The sequence below is a fragment of the Lentzea jiangxiensis genome (assembly GCF_900104175.1).
GTDB lineage: Bacteria > Actinomycetota > Actinomycetes > Mycobacteriales > Pseudonocardiaceae > Lentzea > Lentzea jiangxiensis.
In genome coordinates this window covers 36,232-55,848 of the sequence record NZ_FNIX01000028.1, presented here as the reverse complement: position 1 = coordinate 55,848, position 19,617 = coordinate 36,232, and the positions used below count along the sequence as shown (strand labels likewise).

At 72.0% G+C, this 19,617-nt stretch carries 19 protein-coding genes and 1 tRNA gene; 7 read left to right on the top strand and 13 right to left on the bottom strand.

Features of this window, described 5'->3' with window-relative positions; all coding sequences use genetic code 11:
- Positions 1-4: 4 nt before the first annotated feature.
- Positions 5-1,210, bottom strand: a complete 1,206-nt coding sequence (locus BLQ91_RS37175; RefSeq protein WP_176960165.1) for an FAD-dependent monooxygenase — start codon at positions 1,208-1,210, stop codon at positions 5-7.
- 56 nt (positions 1,211-1,266) lie between these two features.
- Here BLQ91_RS37175 and BLQ91_RS37170 point away from each other — a divergent pair, with 56 nt between their 5' ends.
- Entirely contained in the window at positions 1,267-1,734 is a 468-nt protein-coding gene (locus BLQ91_RS37170) for a MarR family winged helix-turn-helix transcriptional regulator (RefSeq protein WP_143023017.1), read from the top strand.
- Here the strand turns inward: BLQ91_RS37170 and BLQ91_RS37165 are convergent.
- From BLQ91_RS37165 to BLQ91_RS37150, 4 genes are all read right to left on the bottom strand, one after another.
- Positions 1,723-2,742 carry a DUF2399 domain-containing protein gene (locus BLQ91_RS37165; protein WP_176960164.1) on the bottom strand — a complete coding sequence of 340 codons (1,020 nt, stop codon included), beginning with the start codon at positions 2,740-2,742 and terminating at the stop codon, positions 1,723-1,725. The two genes, BLQ91_RS37170 and BLQ91_RS37165, sit on opposite strands and share 12 nt — an antisense overlap.
- A gap of 117 nt (positions 2,743-2,859) precedes the next feature.
- Positions 2,860-6,912: a TIGR02680 family protein gene (locus BLQ91_RS37160; protein ID WP_090104866.1), complete on the bottom strand. Its 4,053-nt coding sequence runs from the start codon at positions 6,910-6,912 to the stop codon at positions 2,860-2,862.
- The gene (locus BLQ91_RS37155) at positions 6,909-8,102 is read right to left on the bottom strand and encodes a TIGR02678 family protein (protein WP_090104864.1); all 1,194 of its coding nucleotides are present in this window, start codon (positions 8,100-8,102) and stop codon (positions 6,909-6,911) included. The genes BLQ91_RS37160 and BLQ91_RS37155 overlap by 4 nt, the downstream gene beginning before the upstream one ends.
- The gene (locus tag BLQ91_RS37150; RefSeq protein ID WP_090104863.1) at positions 8,099-9,571 is read right to left on the bottom strand and encodes a DUF2397 domain-containing protein; all 1,473 of its coding nucleotides are present in this window, start codon (positions 9,569-9,571) and stop codon (positions 8,099-8,101) included. The genes BLQ91_RS37155 and BLQ91_RS37150 overlap by 4 nt, the downstream gene beginning before the upstream one ends.
- Before the next feature lie 72 nt (positions 9,572-9,643).
- Between BLQ91_RS37150 and BLQ91_RS37145 the strand changes: the two genes are divergently transcribed.
- Positions 9,644-10,576, top strand: coding sequence for a cobalamin biosynthesis protein (locus BLQ91_RS37145; RefSeq protein WP_090104862.1), 933 nt, complete (start codon positions 9,644-9,646; stop codon positions 10,574-10,576).
- Here the strand turns inward: BLQ91_RS37145 and BLQ91_RS37140 are convergent.
- From BLQ91_RS37140 to BLQ91_RS37120, 5 genes are all read right to left on the bottom strand, one after another.
- Positions 10,484-11,308 (bottom strand): SURF1 family cytochrome oxidase biogenesis protein, encoded by an 825-nt coding sequence (locus tag BLQ91_RS37140; protein ID WP_090104861.1) that lies wholly within the window; start codon positions 11,306-11,308, stop codon positions 10,484-10,486. The genes BLQ91_RS37145 and BLQ91_RS37140 overlap by 93 nt on opposite strands.
- A 21-nt stretch (positions 11,309-11,329) precedes the next feature.
- Positions 11,330-11,605, bottom strand: a complete 276-nt coding sequence (locus tag BLQ91_RS37135; protein ID WP_090104860.1) for a VapC50 family PIN domain-containing toxin — start codon at positions 11,603-11,605, stop codon at positions 11,330-11,332.
- Positions 11,606-11,681: 76 nt separating this feature from the next.
- Positions 11,682-12,140: a helix-turn-helix domain-containing protein gene (locus BLQ91_RS37130; protein ID WP_090104859.1), complete on the bottom strand. Its 459-nt coding sequence runs from the start codon at positions 12,138-12,140 to the stop codon at positions 11,682-11,684.
- Positions 12,141-12,232: 92 nt separating this feature from the next.
- The gene (locus BLQ91_RS37125) at positions 12,233-12,961 is read right to left on the bottom strand and encodes a fructosamine kinase family protein (protein ID WP_090104858.1); all 729 of its coding nucleotides are present in this window, start codon (positions 12,959-12,961) and stop codon (positions 12,233-12,235) included.
- Positions 12,940-13,392, bottom strand: coding sequence for a low molecular weight protein-tyrosine-phosphatase (locus tag BLQ91_RS37120; RefSeq protein WP_090104857.1), 453 nt, complete (start codon positions 13,390-13,392; stop codon positions 12,940-12,942). Before BLQ91_RS37120 ends, BLQ91_RS37125 begins: the two co-directional genes overlap by 22 nt.
- Positions 13,393-13,542: 150 nt before the next feature.
- Between BLQ91_RS37120 and BLQ91_RS37115 the strand changes: the two genes are divergently transcribed.
- From BLQ91_RS37115 to BLQ91_RS37100, 4 genes are read left to right on the top strand one after another with little or no spacing between them, the layout of a single operon-like run.
- Positions 13,543-13,749, top strand: coding sequence for a hypothetical protein (locus BLQ91_RS37115; protein WP_090104856.1), 207 nt, complete (start codon positions 13,543-13,545; stop codon positions 13,747-13,749).
- Positions 13,750-13,785: 36 nt separating this feature from the next.
- The gene (gene cobC, locus BLQ91_RS37110) at positions 13,786-14,781 is read left to right on the top strand and encodes an Rv2231c family histidinol phosphate aminotransferase CobC (RefSeq protein WP_090104854.1); all 996 of its coding nucleotides are present in this window, start codon (positions 13,786-13,788) and stop codon (positions 14,779-14,781) included.
- Positions 14,778-15,602 carry a Nif3-like dinuclear metal center hexameric protein gene (locus BLQ91_RS37105; RefSeq protein WP_245734223.1) on the top strand — a complete coding sequence of 275 codons (825 nt, stop codon included), beginning with the start codon at positions 14,778-14,780 and terminating at the stop codon, positions 15,600-15,602. The genes cobC and BLQ91_RS37105 overlap by 4 nt, the downstream gene beginning before the upstream one ends.
- Entirely contained in the window at positions 15,599-16,336 is a 738-nt protein-coding gene (locus tag BLQ91_RS37100; protein ID WP_090104852.1) for a zinc ribbon domain-containing protein, read from the top strand. The genes BLQ91_RS37105 and BLQ91_RS37100 overlap by 4 nt, the downstream gene beginning before the upstream one ends.
- A gap of 71 nt (positions 16,337-16,407) precedes the next feature.
- Here the strand turns inward: BLQ91_RS37100 and BLQ91_RS37095 are convergent, their stop codons facing one another.
- Together BLQ91_RS37095 and BLQ91_RS37090 are read right to left on the bottom strand one after the other, a co-directional pair.
- On the bottom strand, positions 16,408-17,610 hold the full coding sequence (locus BLQ91_RS37095) for an HNH endonuclease (RefSeq protein ID WP_090104848.1): 1,203 nt from the start codon (positions 17,608-17,610) through the stop codon (positions 16,408-16,410).
- 95 nt (positions 17,611-17,705) lie between these two features.
- A tRNA-Leu gene (locus BLQ91_RS37090) sits at positions 17,706-17,788 on the bottom strand.
- 60 nt (positions 17,789-17,848) lie between these two features.
- On the opposite strand from BLQ91_RS37090, the gene BLQ91_RS37085 reads away from it, so the two are divergent.
- Positions 17,849-18,967, top strand: a complete 1,119-nt coding sequence (locus tag BLQ91_RS37085) for a bifunctional RNase H/acid phosphatase (RefSeq protein ID WP_425412578.1) — start codon at positions 17,849-17,851, stop codon at positions 18,965-18,967.
- Here the strand turns inward: BLQ91_RS37085 and BLQ91_RS37080 are convergent.
- Positions 18,960-19,481: an NAD(P)H-dependent oxidoreductase gene (locus BLQ91_RS37080; protein ID WP_090104846.1), complete on the bottom strand. Its 522-nt coding sequence runs from the start codon at positions 19,479-19,481 to the stop codon at positions 18,960-18,962. The genes BLQ91_RS37085 and BLQ91_RS37080 overlap by 8 nt on opposite strands.
- Positions 19,482-19,617 lie beyond the last annotated feature (136 nt).

Here is a 19,617-nt window from a genome sequence, read left to right as displayed (position 1 = left end):
CGGCTCATCGCCCGACTCGCGCGATGTACCCGTCGGGGCGGACCACCGCTTCCCGGCCGTCGACCGCGGTCGTGGCGCCCTTGCCGTCGGCGAGGTCGAGCCCAGGCAGGAACGTGCCCGCCAGCGGGTGGTCGCACCCGGTCTCGTAGCGGATGTCGGTGCCCTGCACCATCGCCGAGATCCGCGCCTTCACCTCCGGCAGGTCGAGCAGGTCGCTCATCAGGGAGTGAAGTTCGCGGGACCGGGGGTCGGGGCGGGTCAACGCCACCTGGGCCAGGGTGTTGCGCAGCACGCGGTCGGCCACCGGATGGCGTTCGGCGGTGTAGGTGTCGATCAGCGCGGAGTCCCCGGTGGCGAGCTTCCAGCCCAGGTTGAGGGCGTCCTGCAGGCCCAGGTTGAGGCCCTGGCCGCCGAACGGCGAGTGCACGTGGGCGGCGTCGCCCGCCAGCAGGACGTTGTCGCGGCGGTAAGTGGTGGCCTGGCGGGTGTTGTCGGTCCAGGTGGTGGCGGTGTGGACGTGCGTGATCCGGACGTCGCGGCCGCTCACCCGGCGCAACGCGGCTTCCAGCGCCTCGCGGGTCACGTCGCGCGTCGCCGGCGGACCGTCGTACTCGATGAGCATGACGCGGCCCTGCAACGGACCTGACGCGTGGACGCCCCGCGGGGTGCGGTGCCAGCCGTGCGGGAGGTCGCCCTCCAGGTCGACGACCGCCTGGTAGCCGGTCAGGGTGGGGCCGGTGCCGGGGAAGTCGAAGCCCGCGAGCCGGCGGACGGTGCTGCGGCCGCCGTCGCAGCCCACCACGTACTCCGAGCCCAGGCCGAGGTCGGTGACCTCGACGCCGCGGCGGATCTCCACGCCCAGGTCGAGGGCGCGGGCTTCGAGGATCCGTTCCAACGCCTGCTGCGACAGCATCACCAGCGGCAGACCGTCCAGTTTGAACAGTCCCGCGAAGTGGCCGGTGGAGCGCCGCGGGTTCCACGCGAGGCGGTCCGCCTCCTCCTCGCTCGCGGCGTCGATCGCGGGGCCCAGGCCGCGCATGCCGAGCATCTGACGGGTCAGGCCGCTGATCATCTGGGCCTTGATGGTGTCCGCCTGGGCGGTCAGGCGTTCCAGCACGGTGGTGCGGACGCCCTGGAGGGCCAGTTCGCAGGCCAGCAGGAGGCCGACCGGGCCCGCGCCGACGACGGTGACGTCCACTGAGGTTTTCATGCTCAACATTTGAGCGTGAAAACATCTCTCCGTCAAACGTGTTTTAGGATGAGGTGGTGACGGAGCCGATCTATTCGTGGCTGTACGTGCAGCAGGGCGTGGACGCCGTGAAGGCCGCGCTGGGGCGGCGCATGGAGGCCGAGGCCGGGTGCTCGTTGCTGGAACACGTGGCGCTCTACCAGCTTCACCACAACGGCGGTCGGCTGCAGATGTCCGAGCTCGTCGAGCTGCTCGACGTCAGCCCGTCCGGTGTGACGCGCTTGGTCGAACGGCTGGTCCAGCGCGGTTGGGTGAGCAGGGAGCAGCCCGCGGACAACCGGCGGCTGGTCATCGCGGTGCTCACGCCTGAGGGCGAGGAGGCGTGCGTGGGGACGACGGCGCGGGTCTACCGGGCGTCACTGGCCGAGGAGTTCACCGAGTTGCTCAGCGAGCGCGACCTCGCCGACCTGCGGCGGATCGGGCGCAAGCTGATGGAGGGGCACGACCGGTGGGACGTGAAGAGGTTCGCACCGTCAGAGCAGTGACGGCAGCACGTGCTCCTCGGTGACCACCAGCCCGGTGGTGGCCAAGGTCGCGGCGAGGTCGGGGTCCCAGCTCGCCTCCACCGGGCGGCTGTTCAGCGTCGGCAGCTCCACGCCGCGTGCGATCAGCGTGGCGACGGCCCCCCGGTAGTCGGCTGAGGACATCCGCCACGCCGTTCCACCGGTCCAGGCGAGGACCTCGTTCACGACCCGGATGCCGTCCGGCGTGAAGTCGTTGTGGCACAGCACGGTCTTGCCGTCCAGGTGGTGCTTCGCCTGCGGCGTCAGGCCGTGCGGGAGCACCACCAGCGGGCCGGGCAGGCCGGACTCGAGCAGGCGGGGGTTGCGGACGACGGTGACCTCGTCCGCCTCGAGGGTGTCGTTCAGCGTCAGGTAGCCCCGCGAGGTCAGGACCGGGTCGCCGTAGGCGTCGCGGAGCACCCCGGCCCGCTCCCAGTCGAGCCCCGCCAGCGACAGCGCCCTGTGGACGATCCGCGTGAGCGGCCTGCCGTCGTCGAGGTCGTTGCCCGCCAACGCGAAACGCGTCGTCCACCGCCGCGGCTCCGGGCGCAGCCGGGCGAGGATCGCCGCGGCCTGGTTCGCGATCATCGGCAGCGCGGGCTGCGGGATCTTGCCGTACCGGCGCACGTGCTCGATCCACTCGGCGGCCCACGGCTCGTTGAGCAGCCCGTGCTCGCGCAGGGCGAACCTCAGCACGGCACCGGCCGTCGAGGCCTCCTGGGTGGTGGACAGGCCGATCGGCCTGCCGTGCACCGACTCCAGCACCTCGGGCAACGTGCTGCCGTGCGCGCGGAGGTGTTCGTCCAGGCGTGCCAGCGAGATCTGCCGGCGTGCCGGGTGGGCGATCGGCTTGCGCAGCAGCTCACCGAGGGCGGTGGCGGTCTCCGCGTCCTCGACGCGGAAGCTGAACGCCGAGCGGCCGCCACCCTCCACCGTCTCGCGGGCGAGGCGCCAGAAGGCTTCGAGCTCGGGGCGGTCGTACTCGGTCACCACCCCAACCTAGGCCTCCCGGAGGGGGCGGTCGACGCCGCCCGGGAGATCGCGCGACGGACCGGGTGCCGTCACGGTGCGCGAGGTCGCGGCCCCGTTGAACACCGAGGTGCCCTCCTAGGGGTCGACCCGGTCCAGGGCCGCGCCGTCCCACGTGGTCTGCGTGCACGCGACACCACGACCGTTCTTGGGCCGCAGCACGTCGTAGATGTGCATGCGCGGGATCTTGTCGGACACGCCCCAGCCGCTCGGCCAGGTGATCACCCAGTCCATGTCGAGGTCGACCAGCAGGCCCAGCATGCGCGCGATGGTCGGGTCGTCGAGGCGTTCGAAGGCCTCGTCGAGCAGCACCAGCCGCAGCGGGTCGAACTCGTCGCTCACGGCGTCGTAGAAGCTCGCGGCGGCCGCGAACAGCGTCACGTACGAGATCAGGCGGGTCTCGCCGGACGAGAGCTGCCGCAGCCGCCGTTCGCGCGGGTTGCCGTCCGGGCCCGTGTCGGCGACGGTCACGGTGAACTGGTGCCACGTGCGGTAGTCGAGGGCGCGCGACAGGATCTCGGCGTAGCCGCCGGAGTGCGTGTCGCGCTCGTTCTCGATCCGTTCGGTGAAGACGCGGCGCAGCGTGGCGTCCTGCTCGGGCGTGCGTTCGCCGAACGGCAGCCGCACGAGCGCAAGCGCTTGCCGCGTCGAGTCGTCCAGGGCACCGGACGACTTCCACGCCAGCTTGACGTGCACGCCCTGGCTGGAGCGGGCCTGGCCGAGGACCTCGTTCATGCGCTTGGTCAGGTCCTCGGCGACGGTGATCTGGCCGCGCAGCCACTCGGCCAGGTCGCGGATCAGGTAGTCGGCGAAGATGCCCTGGTAGCGCTCGTCGAGGAACCCGCGCTGCTCGGCCAGCTTCGTCGTGACCTGGCGGGCGGCGACGGCGACGGGCTTCGCGCCCTCCTCGCCGGTCACCGTCACGGTCAGCAGGCCCGCGTGGTGCTCGGCGGCGATGTCGTGGCTTCCCGCCAGCGAGGTCTGCAACGCCTGCAGCTTCGCGATCACGGTCGCCTCGGTGCCGCCGCGGCGGTCCGGGGTCTCCGCGATCGACGCCCGCACCGACGCCTCGTCGCCGGCGCCCTCCCGGTCCGGGAACGCGGCCGCGACCAACCCCGGCGCGCGCACGGCCGCCGTGAAGTTGGCGCTCGCCCGCTGCTTCGCCTCGGCGGCTTCGGCGACCTGCGTGGTGTTGGTCTCCAGCAACGCTTCCAGCTTCGCCGCCTGCTCGCGCGCGGTCGTGATGCTCTCGCGCACGCCCTTGAGGTCCTCGCGCATCTTCCTGCGCGACCTCTCCAGCGACGTGAGCTGCTCGCTGATCTCCCTGGCCTCACCGCCGACCGCGTCGGTGAGCTCGGCGAGGGTGCCGGCCTGGGCCGCGTGGTCGACGCAGCGGCTGTCGGCGTCGGCCTCCGCGGCCTGCCGCTCGGCGACGGCCTCGTGGTAGCGGTGCGAGGCGTCGGTGAGGTCGGAGATCGTTTCCCGGCAGCGCCTCCTCACCGCGTCGCCGAGCAGGTCGGCGGTCCGCCGGGCCTCACCCGCGGCCGCGCGGGCCTGCCGCAGCGCCTCGGTGTCCGGGGGCAGCCCGGCGTCACCGGCCTGGCGGGTCAGCTCCGACCGCGCCGCCTCCAACCGGGAACCGGCGTCCTCCAGCGCCTCCCGCAGCTCGAACGTGCGCTGCCGCGACCGCGCGGCCGACTCCTCGGCGGCCTGGACGCGGCTGTGCTTCGCGATCAGCTCGCCGTCGCCGGGGAACGCCGCCAGGTGCGCCTCCCAGGTGGCGACGTGCTCGTGGGCGCGGGCCAGCTCGTCCTCGGCGGTGCCGAGCCGGGCCCGGAGATCGGCGAGTTCCTCTTCGAGCGCGGCGATGCGCCGGTCACGGGCCGCCTGCCGTGCGCCCGCGCCGATGAACTCGGCCTCCGGCTTGGTCCAGCGGCCGGTCAGCACGCCCGAGCGCCACACGCCGTCCGTGGTGAGGCTCAACGTGTCCCGGTCGTCCAGCGACACCGCCCGCAGCAGGTCCGCGACGAACCCCTCCGGCACCGGTGAACCCTCGACCGCGGGCACGAGCACGTCCGCGAGGGTGCGGCCGCCGACCGGTGAGCTCGCCACGGCCAGCACGTCGTTCAGCTCGGTGTCCGCCAGCGTCACCCAGGCGTCGAGCAGGCCGCTCGCCTGCAGCGCGGCCTCCAGTCCGGCGCGGTCGGCGTCGGTCAGCGACGGCGCGAAGTCGACCAGGCGGTAGAACGGCGCGCCCTGGGAGGCGTCGCGGTTCGCGGAGACGTACTGCCCCGGCACCGGCACGCGCTCGTCGCCCGACCGCAGCCCGACCAGTTCCTCGTCCAGCGCGTCCAGGCGGGCGCGCAGCTCGGCGCGTTGCTGCGTGAAGGCGTGCGCGGCGTCGCGGGCCTTCCGCACCAGCGGTGCCGCCCACTCGCGTGCGGCCGCGCTCAGCTCCTTCGCGGCGGCCGGATCGGCGGTCCCGGGCAGCCGCAGCGCCTCGGCGGGACGTTCGTCGTGCAGCGGGCCGCTCGACGCCCACACCTCGACCTGCTCCAGCCAGGCCCGCACGACCTCGGCGAGCTCCTGCGCCTCCTGGTTGCGCAGCGACGTCGACTCGGTCGCGCCGAGCTGGGAGTCGCGGGCCTTCTGCCGCAACGACTCCACCTCGCGCTGCTGCGCGTCCAGGGCCAGTGCCTGCTCGTGCAGCGCCAGGGCGAGCGCACCCCGCTGACGTGCCAGGGAGACGATGCCGGCGGCCTGGTCGACCACCGAGTCCAGTGCGGCCAGCACGTCCTCGGTGGCGGCGGCGGGCGGCACGCGGCGTTCGACCGGCAGCGGCCCGGCCTCCGGATCCGGCTTGGCGCGCACGGCGTCCGTCGTCGTCGTGGCCTCGGCCGCCGGGACCTGCGGCACCTCCGGCGCCAGGCCGGCGTCCATGCCCGCCAGGCGCAGGTTCTCGCGCAGCGGGTCGCTCAGCGCGTCCGCGGCCTGGAGGTCCTCCGCCAGCCGCCGCAGCAGCCGCAGCACGGTGTCGACGGCCGCGTCCTCCCGGGCGCGCTGGCGCTGCGCCGTCTCGAGAGCGGCGACGGCGGAGGAACGCTTCTCCGCCACCAGGTTCTCGCGCGTCTTGAGGTCCTGCAGGTCGCGGAACGCCGGCAGCTCCTTCAGCGCCGCGATGGTCTCCTCGGCCTGCTGCTCGCCGGTCTCCATGCCGGCGAGGGCCTGCTCGGCCGCCGCGCGCTCCACCCGCGTGACGTCGAGCTCCTGCGTCAGCTTCGCCTGCTCGCGCTGGAGCTTCGCCACGGACTTCTCGGCGGCCTCCAGCCGTTCGGAGGCCGAGCGCAGACCGCCGAACGCGTAGTCCCGGTAGGTCTTGAGGAACGTGCCCAGCGCACTGTCCGCTGAGGACAGGCGCACGATGTTCTCGCGGATCGACTCCAGGTCGTCGAACGACGTCGCCAGCTGCTCGACCATCGCCTGGTCCAGCGGCGGCAGCGCGTCGGAGAGGATCTGCTCCAGCTGGCCCTCCAGCACCTTCAGGCCGACGTCCGGGTTGCGCAGCGTCCGCTGGAGGTGCAGCAGGTCGCCGTAGCGGGCCGCGGGCACGCCGTAGACAGTCTCGGCGACCTTCGCGCGGAACGCCGGCTCCTCGAACATGCAGTCCGCGCCGATGAGGTCGCGCAGCTGGGCCGGGCCGTGCGGGACGCGTTCCGGGCCCGCGAGCTGCAGCTCCGCGCCCACGCGCAGGGGCGTGACGAAGCGCCACGAGTCCGTGATCGCCTGCGAGGTCTTCGACGCCTTCACGCCCAGGCCGCACGTCAGGTACTCGTTGCCGCTGTGGTCGGCGGCCTCGCGGATCAGCTCGACCCACGCGTAGCCGATGCGGTTCGGGCCGCCGTCGTAGTCGTCCAGCATGAGGCGCCGCAGGCTGACGGTGTCGAAGCCCTTCGAGCCGAGCTGGCGCAGGTCGCCGTCCAGGCACAGCGGGAGCAGCAGCTCGAGCGTGCGGGACTTGCCGGAGCCGTTGGTGCCCTGGAAGATCGCGCGGCCACCGGAGAAGTCGAACGTCTGCTCGGTGTACTGCCAGATGTTGACCACGCCGCCGCGGTGCAGCCGCCACCTGCTCATGAAACGTTCTCCTCGTCGAACAGGGACCAGCTCGGCACTTCTCGCACCACAACGGGTTCGGGTTGTTCTCGTTCCGGGTCGCCGTCGGGCGACGGCAGCCAGCGGTGCGCGGCCGCGCTGACCGCCCACGCGTCCTCGCCGGTCTTCGCGGCGAGACCCATGCGGCGCAACAGCTCCGTCACCTCGGCGACCAGGCGGTCGAGGTCGTCGGTGAACTGCTTCGACCACGCGGCGGGGTAGTCCTCGACCAGACCGGCGCACACCTCGCGGATGCGGCCGGTCGTGACGACGTGCCGTGCGGGCGCGACCTCCTCCTCGCCGTCGAGGAGCTCGGGCAGCGCGAGCAACGTGATGCGCGCGACCGTCGAGACGCCGGGGAACGACAGGTCGGTCAGGAACTCCTCCGGGTCGGCGGCCAGCACGCCCTCGACCCGGCACTCGGTGTGCAGGCCGAACGCCTGCTCCAGCAACGCCGTCTCCTTGCGCTGGTTGCGCCGCAACCACTCCGCCTGGTCGTCCGGCAGGTCCGCGTACAGCACCAGCGGCGTCTCGACGAGCTTGCGCCGCACCGCGTGCTCGACGCCGCGCGGACCGGGACGCGCCGCCAGCTCGACGAGGTGCGCCGGGCTCCGCGCCTCGCCGACCGGGCCCGTCACGAGCTGGCCCAGCAGGTCGGTGTCGATCGTGATCAGGGCTTCCTGCGGCAGCAGGTCCTGCGCGACCGAGCCCTCGGTCTCGTGGAGCACGCCGAGGGAGACGAGGTGGCGCAGGGCCGAGGTGAGCGCACGCCGTTCGGTGACGTCGTCCGGTGCGCCGATGCCCGCTTCCACCGCGGCGGAACGGATGTCGGCGACGAGCCGGGACAGCAGCGTCTGGCGGCCGGTGCCGGTCAGCACGGCGAGCGTCAGCGCCAGGTAGGCGTAGCCGCGCGGGGACATGCCGAGCACGCCGCGCGTGTCGTCCTCGCCGGGGCCCGACTTGTAGAGGCGCGCGAACCGGCGTTCCACGACGAGGCGGTAGCCGAGCAGGCCCGCGAAGAGGTCCTGCAACGTCGCCCGGTGCCGGTAGACGAGGCCCAGCAGCTCGCCGTCGGGGCCGTCGGAGCGCAGCAAAGGCCTGCGCAGCAACGTTCGTGCGCACCGCACCACGTTCGCGGCGTCGATCTCGGAGAGGTTGTCGAAGTGGTTCATCGCCTCAGGGCCACCGTCGCGTCGTGCAGGGTGAGCGTTCCGGCGGCGGACCTGATCCGGGTCGTGGTGCCGTGGGCGATCTCCAGCGCGAGGCCTCGCACGGGGTCGCTGGCCGAACCGGCGTCCTGCGGGGAGTCGCGCTGGGCCATCGCGAGCGTCAGCAGCTCGCAGAACACCTCCAGCGCGCCGTGCGTGAGCGTGGCGTTCTCCAGGTCGCCCGCCGCCCGGGTCAGTTCGGCGACGTGCCGGGCGCGGACCTCGTCCGCCTCCCGGGCCTCCGCGAGCAGCGACTGCTCGGTCATCGGGTCGTCGAGGATCCGGGACGGCCTGCCGCGGCCGCCGCGGTCACCCCTGCTCCGGACCGACACGGTCACGTCGCAGACCGGGCCGTCGCGCCACGGCGTGCGTTCGTTGTCGGAGTCGTGCTCCGGCGCGGGGGAGAGGTGGCGGGAGCTGTAGAGCCCGAACGCGGAGGCGTAGATCTCGTGCGCCTCCTCGCGGGTGGAGCTGTCGAACCAGACCGCGAGCTTGAGCAGCTCGGCACGCCGGCCGGGCAGCAGGCCGCCGCCGGACGTCGCGCGCTTCACGCTCGCCAGCAGGCTGCCGATCGCGCGGGCCGTCGCCTCGCGCAGCGCCGTCACCTGGCTCGGGCGGCCGGGGCGGTCGACGAACCAGTCCGTCAGCTCCTGCCAGTCCTCCGGCGTGCGGCCGCGGGCGCGTTCGACGTGGTGGCCGAGGTCGGTGCCGAGCAGCCTGAGCAGCTCCGCGCGGGCCTTCGCGAGACCGGCGAGGGCCGCGGCGATCGGCGGTGTGAACTTCAGGACGTCCTCGACGACCCGCTGGATGTACTCGACCAGCAGGTTCCGGAAGCCCGCGATCTCCTCGGGCGCCAGGTGGTTCCTCGTGACGACCTGGCCGAGGTAGGCGTAGAAGTCGCGGACGGTCGCCGCGAGCTCGGCGTGCTGCAGGAACAGCGTGGTGACGCGTTCGGCCAGCAGCTCCTTCGTCTTGTCGCCCTCGTTGAGCAGCGCGACGCTCAGGGTTCCGCCCAGCTCGTTGAGACCGCGTTCGATGGCGGGGAGCAGCTCGCGGGAGACCTCGCGGGCGCCCTCCGGCACCCGCAGCAGCTCGTCGACGTCGCGCTGGACGCGGACGGCGAGCTTCGAGACCTGGTAGCGGACGCTGCCGTGCTGGAACTCGGCGATGCTGGCCGCGACGACCTCGCGCCGGCCCTGGACGAGGTTGCCCCACTCGACCAGCTGCCTGAGGCGGTTGATGACGTTCTCGATGCGCGACTCGCCCTGCTCGACGCGGCCCTCGCGCTCCTGTCCCGCCAGCGCTCCCGCGACCTCACCCGCGGACAGGTCGGCCAGCAGCGTGGAGGTGAACAGCCGCATGATCGCCAGGTACGTGCGCTGGTGATCGCGCGCGTCCAGGTAGGCGTACAGCTTCAGCCGCTTGTGCTCCACGACCGGCCACCCTAATGCGCGCGCCGACCCGGCCCGGCGCTACCGTGCCTTCGACGAGCTGGGGAGGATGCCGTGGGCGCGGGTCGCGCGTTGGGGTTGTTGCTGGGCGTCGCCGCGGATGCGGTGTTCGGCGATCCACGCCGATTTCACCCGGTGGCGGCGTTCGGTTCGTCCGCGGCGGCGCTGGAGAAGCGCCTGTACGCCGACTCGCAGGCCGCCGGTGCCGCGTACTCCGCTGTTCTCGTGGGCGGCACCGTAGCCCTGGGAGTGGCCGTGGAACGCGCCGCGCGCCGCCACTGGCTGACGCAGGCCCTGGCGACCGGTGCGGCGACCTGGGTGGTGCTCGGCGGCAACTCGCTGGCCACCGAGGGCACGTCCATGGGCCGCGAGCTCGCGGCCGGCGACATCGAGGCGGCCCGCGACCGGCTGCCGAACCTCTGCGGCCGTGACGCGGCCCGGCTCGACACCACCGGCCTGGCGCGCGCGACCGTCGAGTCCGTGGCGGAGAACACCTCGGACGCCGTCGTGGCGCCGCTGTTCTGGGGTGCCGTCTCCGGCGTTCCCGGGCTGCTGGGGTACCGGGCGGCCAACACGCTCGACGCGATGGTCGGCCACCGCTCGCCCCGCTACCTGCGCTTCGGCTGGGCCTCGGCGCGCCTGGACGACCTGCTGAACCTCGTGCCCTCCCGGCTGGCCGCGTTGCTCACCGTCGGCGGCGCCCCGGTCGTCGGCGGCTCGGCCTCGCAGGCGCTGCAGACCTGGCGCCGTGACGCGTCAGCGCACCCGTCGCCCAACGCGGGCCAGGTCGAGGCGGCGTTCGCCGGAGCCCTGGAGATCAGGCTCGGCGGCCGCACCGCCTACTCGCACGGCGTCGAGGAACGCCCGGTGCTGGGCCACGGCCGCAACCCGGACTCAGGGCACGTGACGCGTGCCGTGGAGCTGTCCCGCGTCGTCGGGTTCGGGGCGGGCGTCGTCAGCGCCTTCATCGCCCTCTTCCGCAAGTAGCTCGGCGATCGACTTCTTGCGCTTCTTCGTGCTGCTCTCGTGCAGCACCCCACCCGGCTTCGCCTCGCGGATCGTGAAGTACAACCAGCCACCGACCGCCATCACGCCGAACGCGATCCACTGCAGCGCGTAGGAGAAGAACGGCCCGGACTCGATCCGGGGCAGCGGCAGCGAGGCGGTCACGCCCGGCTGGCCCTCGAGCAGCTGGAAGTAGCCGGGCTCGATGCCCTGGCCGACCGCGTCGTTGTTGATCGAGTAGATCTGCCTGCGGCCGTCCTGCGCGAAGGCGGGCTGGTCGTTCGACTCGTTGGGCCGCGCGAGCCCGATGAGCGTGACCTCGCCGGCCGGCGGCGCCGCGAAGTCCGGCGGCTTGATGCCGTTGACCGGCCGCACGTAACCGCGGTCGATCAGCACCTTGCGGCCCGTGGTGGTCTCGAACGGCGTGATGACCTCGAACGCCGCCTCGCCCTGGACCGTGCGCAGCCGCGCGAGCGCCTCGAGCTCCGGCAGGTAGCGGCCCTTGAGCTCGACCTTCTGCCACTCGTCGTGCCGCCCGCCGTACGGGGCGGGGTCGCTCCCCAGCGACTTGGTGATGGCGGAGTTCTGCGCCCGGCGCTCGTCGTTGCGGCCGAACTGCCACGGCGACAGCAGGTAGACGCAGGCGCCCGCGAACACCCAGACGGCCAGGGTCAGCGCCAGCCAGCCCGGCTTGAGGAGGAACTTGAACCGCACGTCTTCACGGTAGATGACTGTTCAGAGCGCCCGGAGTTCGGCCACCGACTGGACCAGGCTACAGCGTTCGAGGGAAGCGAGGACGTCCTCGATCGTCCCGGGAGGGGTCCGCCACGAGTTCGCGATCTGCTGGGCGCAGCTCCACACGACCTTCGCGTCGAGCCCGATCTGGTCGCAGACGAAGTCGTCCGCGTCTTTCAGGTCGATGTCCCACTGCTGAAGGGTTTCGTGCGGGAAGTCCTTGACGTTGTTCGTCACGATCACCTGGGCGCGAGCCCGGACCGCCGCCGCGAGCACGTGCCGGTCGTCCGGATCAGCAGGTCTCGCAGGTGCTCGGGTAGAGGACGTTGGCGTCGTAGACGACGAAACTCACTCAGGCCATGCCCATCTCTTGCGTGAGCGCTGACAACTCGTCGGCGGCCCGTCGCCGCCGCTGGTCGTCCGAGCGCATGTACTCCACCAGGGACGCAGCCTTGATGCGGCGGTGCTTGCCCACCATGCGGTACTCGATCTCGCCCGCCTTGAGCAGACCGATCAGGTACGGACGTGACACGTTCAACATGTCCGCGGCCTGTTGCGTGGTCAGTTCGGCGTCGGCGGGTACGACGGACACACCGTGCCCAGCGGCCATGTACGCGAGGATCTGGGCGAAGAGTTCGACCGCGGCGCGTGGCAGGACCAAGACGTCGTCGTTCTCCTCGACCCTGACGCGGACATCGCCCTCGTCGTCGTGATGGCTGTGCAGATACGCCTTGACCCTGCTCACAGCGGCGTGGGCGGTGACGACGGCGTCATCATCGGGCTGGACAGCTCGCAGTGCTGCAGAACTCATCGGTCCCTCCTTCCGCTATTCGAATTATCTGCAACATTCGAAGCAAGCGCAACGCCGCTATTGGGTGAGCCGCACCTGGTGGAACCGGGTCGTCACCGCAAGGCCGCCCGAGCCGCCGCCTCGGCCTGCGCCCGGTAGCCGCCGCCGAACAGCACGGCGTGCACGAGCAGGGGGAACAGCTGGTGCAACGGCACCCGCGCCTGCCAGCCGTCGGCCAACGGCGCGACCTCCCGGTACGCACCGAGCACGTGGTCGAGGAACGGGCAGCCGAACAACTGGAGCATCGCGAGGTCGCTCTCGCGGTGCCCGCCGTGCGCCGCCGGGTCGATGAGCCAGACCTGCCCGTCGGCACCCCACAGCACGTTGCCGCTCCACAGGTCGCCGTGCAGCCGTGCGGGCGGTTCCGGCGGACCGGCGAGCTCCTGGATGTTCGCGCACACCTCGCTCACGTCGATGCCCGCTTCCCGCGCGTACGGCTCGATCCGCTGTGACGCGAACCACTCCGGCCACTCCGGCGCGGCCTCGTTGACCATGGTCGCCAAGCCGATCGTGGCCTCGCGCGGACCGCCGGGCGGTGGTGAGCCGAACGCGTCCGCGCCGGCGAGGTGCAGGGTGGCGAGGCGGTGCCCGAAGGTCACGGCCGCCTGGAGGTCCGGCTCGCCGTGAGGGATCTCGTCGATCACCAGCTCGCCCCCGGACGCGCTGTGGACGAACGGGACCGGCGGGCCGCCGCCGACCCGCAGCCAGCGCAGGCCGGCCGCCTCGGCCGCGGTCGCCCGGGGTGACTGGCGCTTCGTCCTCAGAGCTGCTCGCGAACCCACGCGACCAGCCCCGGCATCGCCGCCTCGGTCATGACGAGCACCTCGTCGAAGCCGGCCTCGTCGCCGTAGTAGGGGTCCGGCACGTCCGCGCCGTCGGCGTCCGGGTCGAACGAGCGGAGCAGCCGCACGCGGTCCGGGTCGACCATCCGGCGCAACGCCCGCGCGTGACCCGCGTCCAGCGCCACCAGCAGGTCCGCGTCGAGGTGCTCGGGCCCGACCTGCGCGGCCACGTGGTCGACGGGATACCCGTTGGCCGCCAACGCCTTCAGCGTCCGCGGGTCGGCGGGGTCGCCGACGTGCCAGCCGCCGGTGCCGGCGCTCGACACCCGGACCCGGGACGACAGCCCTTCCCGCGACAGCCACTCGCGGAAGACGAGCGCCGCCATGGGGGACCGGCAGATGTTGCCGGTGCAGACGAAGGAGACGTGCATGCCGCGCAGCCTAGGCCGTTGAGCCGGTGCTGGGCGTCGAGCACAAGTAGGCTCGGCAGATCACGTTGTCCGCCGGAGGCTGAGCACCGCCGCACGGTAACGCTCAACCGTTGTCGCAAGATGTACGGACAAACGACATGGAGGCCGCCCATGCAGACAGGTACCGACGTGCCCCCGCAACGGGAGATCATCGGGTGCACCGACGCCCTCGGGCGCCGTCGTGCGTTCGAGGTGTACCTCAACGAGAAGGGTCGCGTCTGCTTCCGCACCCCGCCCGGTGAGTCCGCGCAGCTCGACACGTTCCAGCTGGACGAGCTGATCAGCCACCTCACCGAGCTCCGCCGCTACATGCAGTGACGTGGTGCTCTGGGCCGGTCGCCTAGAATCCGCGCGATGACCAGCCCAGACCTGCGCCACCACGGTGACGTCGACGCCGCACCCGGCCTCGCCGACTTCGCCGTCAACGTGCGGGTGCCGCACCCGCCCGCCTGGCTGCGCGAACGGCTGGCCGCGGCGCTCGGCGAGCTCGGGCGCTACCCCTCGAAACAGGCAGAGGAGCGCGCCCGTGAGGCCGTCGCACGCCGCCACGGGCGCTCGCCTGACGAGGTCCTGCTGCTCAACGGTGCCGCCGAGGGCTTCGCGCTGCTGCCGAAGCTCGCGCCCCGTCGTGCCGCGATCGTCCACCCCGGCTTCACCGAGCCCGAGGTGGCGTTCCGCGACGCCGGGATCCCGGTCGAGCACGTCCTGCTCGACGGCGACTTCCGCCTGCGCGACGTCGTGGCGGACGCCGACCTCACCGTCATCGGCAACCCCACGAACCCGACGTCCGTGCTGCACGAGGCCGCCGCGCTGAAGGCGCTGCCCGGCAGGCTGGTCGTCGACGAGGCGTTCATGGACGCCGTTCCCGGTGAACCCGAGTCGCTCGCGCACGACCCCGACGTGCTGGTGCTGCGCAGCCTCACCAAGACCTGGGGCCTCGCCGGCCTGCGCGCCGGGTACTTCCTCGGCGACCCCGAGACCCTGCGCCGCCTCGCCCACGGCCGTCCGCACTGGCCCGTCGGCAGCCTGACGCTGGAAGCGATCACCGCGTGCTGCGAGCCTTCCGCGCTCGAGGAGTCCGCGGGGTTCGCGGAGGAAGCCGAACAGCACGCCGCGTATGCCTTGGGACAGCTCCAAGACCTGGTCGTGGTGCCGCCGAAGGCGCCGTTCCTGCTGGTCAGGGCTCCTCGGGGCGCACGCCTGGCGTTGCGGGACAAGGGGATCGCGGTCCGCCGCTGCGACACGTTCCCCGGCCTCGACGACACGTACCTGCGCGTGGCGATCCGGCCCCCGGAGGAGTTCGCGGTGTTCGTGGACGCGCTGCGGGTAGTGATGGAGGAACTGGTGTGAAGCTCGCCGACGTGATCGCGGTCCTGGAGTCCGCGTATCCGCCGAAGACCGCGGAGAAGTGGGACGCGGTGGGCCTGGTCTGCGGTGACCCTGCCGAGGACGTCACCAGGGTGCTGGTCTGCGTCGACCCCGCTTCGTCCATTGTGGACGAGGCGGTCGAGGTCGGCGCGCAGCTCGTGGTCGCGCACCACCCGTTGCTCCTGCGCGGGGTCAACGGTGTTCCCGCCGACGACCCCAAGGGCGCGTTGGTGCACAAGCTCATCCGCAACGGCGCTGCCCTGTACTGCGCGCACACCAACGCCGACAGCGCGCTGCCGGGCGTGTCGGACGCGCTGGCGCGGGCCATCGGCCTCACCGTCACCGGCCCGCTCGAACCGGCCGAACCCGACGGCACCGGCCTCGGCCGCATCGGTGAGCTGCCCGAGGCCGAACCGCTGAGCGCCTTCACCCGGCGCGTGGCCGGCGCCCTGCCCGCCACGGTGCAGGGCGTGCGCGCCGCGGGCGACCCGAACAGGCTGGTCAAGCGCGTCGCCGTGTGCGGCGGAGCGGGCGACAGCTTCCTGGAGACGGTCAAGCGAGCAGGCGTCGACGCGTACGTGACGGCCGACCTGCGGCACCACCCCGCCCTGGAGCACGTCGAGTCCGGCGGCCCCGCGCTGGTCGACGTGGCGCACTGGGCCAGTGAGTGGCCGTGGTGCGAGCAGGCGGCCGAGATCCTGCGCGCGGCCGTCGGCGGTAGGGTCGACGTACTCGTCTCCACCCGCCGGACCGACCCGTGGACCGTCGGCGCGTCGAGCACAGCAGCAGGAGGACATGCGTGAAAGCCGATCCCGCAGTGCAGCGCAGGCTGCTCGACCTGGCCCAGGTCGACGCCGAACTGGCGCGTGTGACCCACCGTCGCCGCACGCTGCCGGAGATCGCGGAGATCGCCGAGGCCGAGCAGCTCATGCGCGCCAAGCAGGACGCACTGGTGGCCGTCGAGACGACCCTGGGCGACCTCGACCGCGACGTGAAGCGCCAGGAGACCGAGATCGACCAGGTCCGCGCCCGCGGCGAGCGCGACCGCAAGCTGATGCAGTCCGGCTCCGTCGGCGCCAAGCAGCTCACCGACCTCGAACACGAGCTCGCCACCCTCCAGCGCCGCCAGGGCATCCTCGAGGACGACCTCCTGGAGCTCATGGAACGCCGCGAGGCGGTGGAAGCCGACGCCTCCTTCGCCCGCGTGGAACTCGACAAGGCGGGCGAGAGGCTCCAAGACGCCCAGGGCCGCCGCGACGCCGCCCTGGCCGACCTGGAGGCCACCGAAACCCGCCGCACCGCAGACCGCTCGGTGATGGCCAAGGGCTTCCCGGACGACCTGCTGAAGGCCTACGACCGCCAGCGCGAGCAGCGGGGCATCGGCGCGGCCCTCATCCAGTCCCGCCGCTGCGGCGCGTGCCGCATCGAGCTGGACCGCAGCGCCGTCTCGAAGGTCAAGGAGGCGGCGGCCGACGAGGTCGTGCGCTGCGAGGAGTGCGGAGCGATCCTGGTCCGCACCTCGGAGTCGGGCCTGTAGAGCCGGGCTTCGCGTGAAGGGCCGCCCAGCCGGGCGGCCCTTTTGTTCCCTGCACGACAAGGCCCTCGTCGCTAACCGCGGTAGACGTTGTCGCGGTGCCACGTGAAGTACTGCCGGGAACCGGTGCGATGTGCCCCGCAACGACGGCCGTGCAGCTCGCTCAGGTGATCGCGCAGCCGGCCGCCGAATCCGTCCTCGAACCGGGCGAGAACGCGACCGGTGTCGTCCACGGTGACGTGACCGGACTCGAACAGGCTGTCGCAACCCAACCTGCAGGCCAGCATCGCCACGTTGGTCAGGTCGTTGCGCTCGTCGTCGGTGCACAACGACCGCCTCTTGATGTGCGCCGCGACCAGGAACTCCTCCGGGTAGTCGTGTCCGCACAGATCGCAGGGTGCGGAGGTCCGGCCGCCGAGCAGCAGCCTGCGCAGTTCCCTCTGCTCCTTGCGGGTCGTGACCTGTGCGGTCCCGTCGAGCACGGCGAACTTCCGGATGCGCACCGGGAACTCCGGGTCGTGCAACGTCACGACGGCGGGTCGGAGGGTGACGACCGTTCCGGGGATGGTCGCCAGCACGGCGCCTACGAACGCGGAGCGGTGACCGAGCTCGTCGACGTTCACGAGCACGGACCCCTGGGCGTACAGCTTTTCCAGACCGGCCTCGACATCGAGAACGTCGACCCACTGCCCCTGAGGCGACCGTTCGGTAGTCACCTTCACGCGCTTGTGCTCGACCTCGACGATGGTGTTCGTGTTGCCGGTCACCGTCTCGATGGGATCGCCGATGAGGGAGCGCAGCAGGGCCAGCGCGTCCGGTGCCTTGCCTCGGTTGGCGGGTTTCGCCAGGTCCGCGGCCAGGCGGTCGGCGTCGTCGGCGGCGTAGCCGGGCACCCGCAACCTGAGCCGGATCTGCTTGGTGGCGTTGCCGTCGCCGCTTTGGCCGATCTTGCCCTGCGCGCGGCCCAGTTCCTTGCGCAACGCCCCGATGTCGGGCGTCGCGGCCAGGACGACCCGTGAGGCGACGATGGTGCGTTCCGCCTCGGGCAGGTGCTTGACCTGGGCGGAGTCCACGACACCGTTCTCCAGTGCCGCGCCGCGCTCGCGAAGGCGGCGGAGCAGGAGCTCCAGGGCGAGGTTGTACTGGTGGTTGCGGCCGTGCGGACTTCCGTTGACCTTGCCGCCCGCGCTCCTCATGACCAACGCCAGGTGGTCGCCGTCCGGCTCGATCTCGAACTCGGCGTTGAGCACGACGCCGACGTCGTCTGTTGCGCGCATGCCCAGATCATCGGTGTCCGGCGAGGCGGGGTTACCGAGGCTTCGTGTAGCGGCAATGCAGAAGGGCCCGTCCCGCAGGACGAGCCCTTCATCTGTGTCCGAGGGGGGACTTGAACCCCCACCCCCTTGCGGGGACTAGCACCTCAAGCTAGCGCGTCTGCCATTCCGCCACCCAGACCGATGTGAACAGGATACAGGGTGCCGGGAGGGGTCTGAACGCGGGGTTACGATCGGCCCCGTGAAGGTCATCGTCGAGGCCGACGGCGGGTCACGGGGCAACCCCGGGCCTGCTGGTTACGGGGCCGTGGTCAGGGACGTTCGAAGCGGCGAGACGCTGGCCGAGCGCAAGGGGTTCATCGGGGTCGCCACCAACAACGTGGCCGAGTACCAGGGGTTGATCGCCGGGCTGAGGGCCGCCGGGGAGCTCGACGCCGAGACGGTCGCGGTGCGGATGGACTCGAAGCTGGTCGTCGAGCAGATGTCCGGGCGGTGGAAGATCAAGCACCCCTCGATGCAGCCTCTCGCGAAGGAAGCTCAAGCACTCGCCCAAGGGTTCAAGGCGGTCACGTACGAGTGGATCCCCCGCGAGCGCAACAAGCAGGCCGACCGGCTCGCGAACGAGGCCATGGACGACGAGAAGACCGGGAAGACCGAGAAGTCCGGGAAAACTGAGAAGTCCGGCAGGACTGAGAAGTCCGAGAAGGCCGAGGGTGCCCGGCAGCCGCACTGGAGCGGCGCTGTGGGGGAGCCCACACGGCTGATCCTCCTGCGGCACGGGCAGACGAAGTTGTCGGTCGACCGCCGCTACAGCGGTCGGGGTGACCACCCGCTCACGGAGCTCGGGCTGGAGCAGGCGGAGAAGGCCGCGAAGAGGTTGTCCACACTGGACGGCATCGCGGCGGTCATCTCGTCGCCGCTGCAGCGGGCCCAGCAGACCGCGCGGAAGCTCGCGGACGAGGTCGGCCTCGAGGTCGTCACCCACCAGGGGTTGATCGAGACCGACTTCGGCACCTGGGAGGGGCTGACGTTCGCCGAGGCGAGCGAGCAGGACCCCGAGGTGCACCGCAGGTGGCTGGGCGACACGAGCGTGAAGCCGCCGAACGGGGAGAGCTTCGACGAGGTGCACGCGCGGGTCAGGAAGGCCCGGGCGGACATCATCGCGAAGTACGGCGGCAAGACGATTGTGGTCGTCAGCCACGTCACGCCGATCAAGACGCTGCTCCGCCAGGCGCTGGACGTCGGGCCGCAGTTCCTGTTCCGGATGCACCTCGACCTGACGGGCGTGTCGATCGCCGAGTTCTACGCCGACGGGCACGCCTCGGTGAAGCTGGTCAACGACACCTCGCACCTCAGCTGACGCGGCGCAGGCGCGGGGTCAGGGCCGTGGTGAAGCGGTCCGCCGCCGCGTCCAGAGCCGCCGAGGCCGCGGGGGTGCCCACGTTCTGGTCCAGCACGAACTCGCCGCGCACGACCTGGTCGGCGCCCTTCGCGGCGAGCAACGGGTGCAGGGCGTAGTCCATCGCGACGAGGAAGCCCTGGCTGCCGCCTGTCGCGAGCGGCAGCACGGCCCGGCCGCGCAGGGCTTTCTTGGGCAGCAGGTCGAGCAACGCCTTGACCAGACCGCTGTAGGCGGCGCGGTAGACGGGGGAGGCGACCACCACGCCGTCCGCCGCCAGCACGCTGCTGACCGCGGAGGCGATCTCCGGGTCCCGCAGGTCCTCGGTGAGCAGCGACAACGTGGGCAGCGAGCGCACGTCGAGCAGGGTGACGCGGTGTCCGGCGGCCCGCAGCACGTCGGCCACGTGCGCCACGACGACGCCGGTGGGCGCGGAGTGGGACGGCGCGCCGGAGATGATCAGCAGATCGGACATGACGGGGCTCCCTGAGGTCGCGGACGGTGAGAACGCACTCAGCGGAGGCAACACAGGCTTGCTGCCACGCGGCCGTGGTCGACGTGGCGACGTCGTGTCATGGGCGAAGTCAACCAACGTCCGCACCGGTGGACAA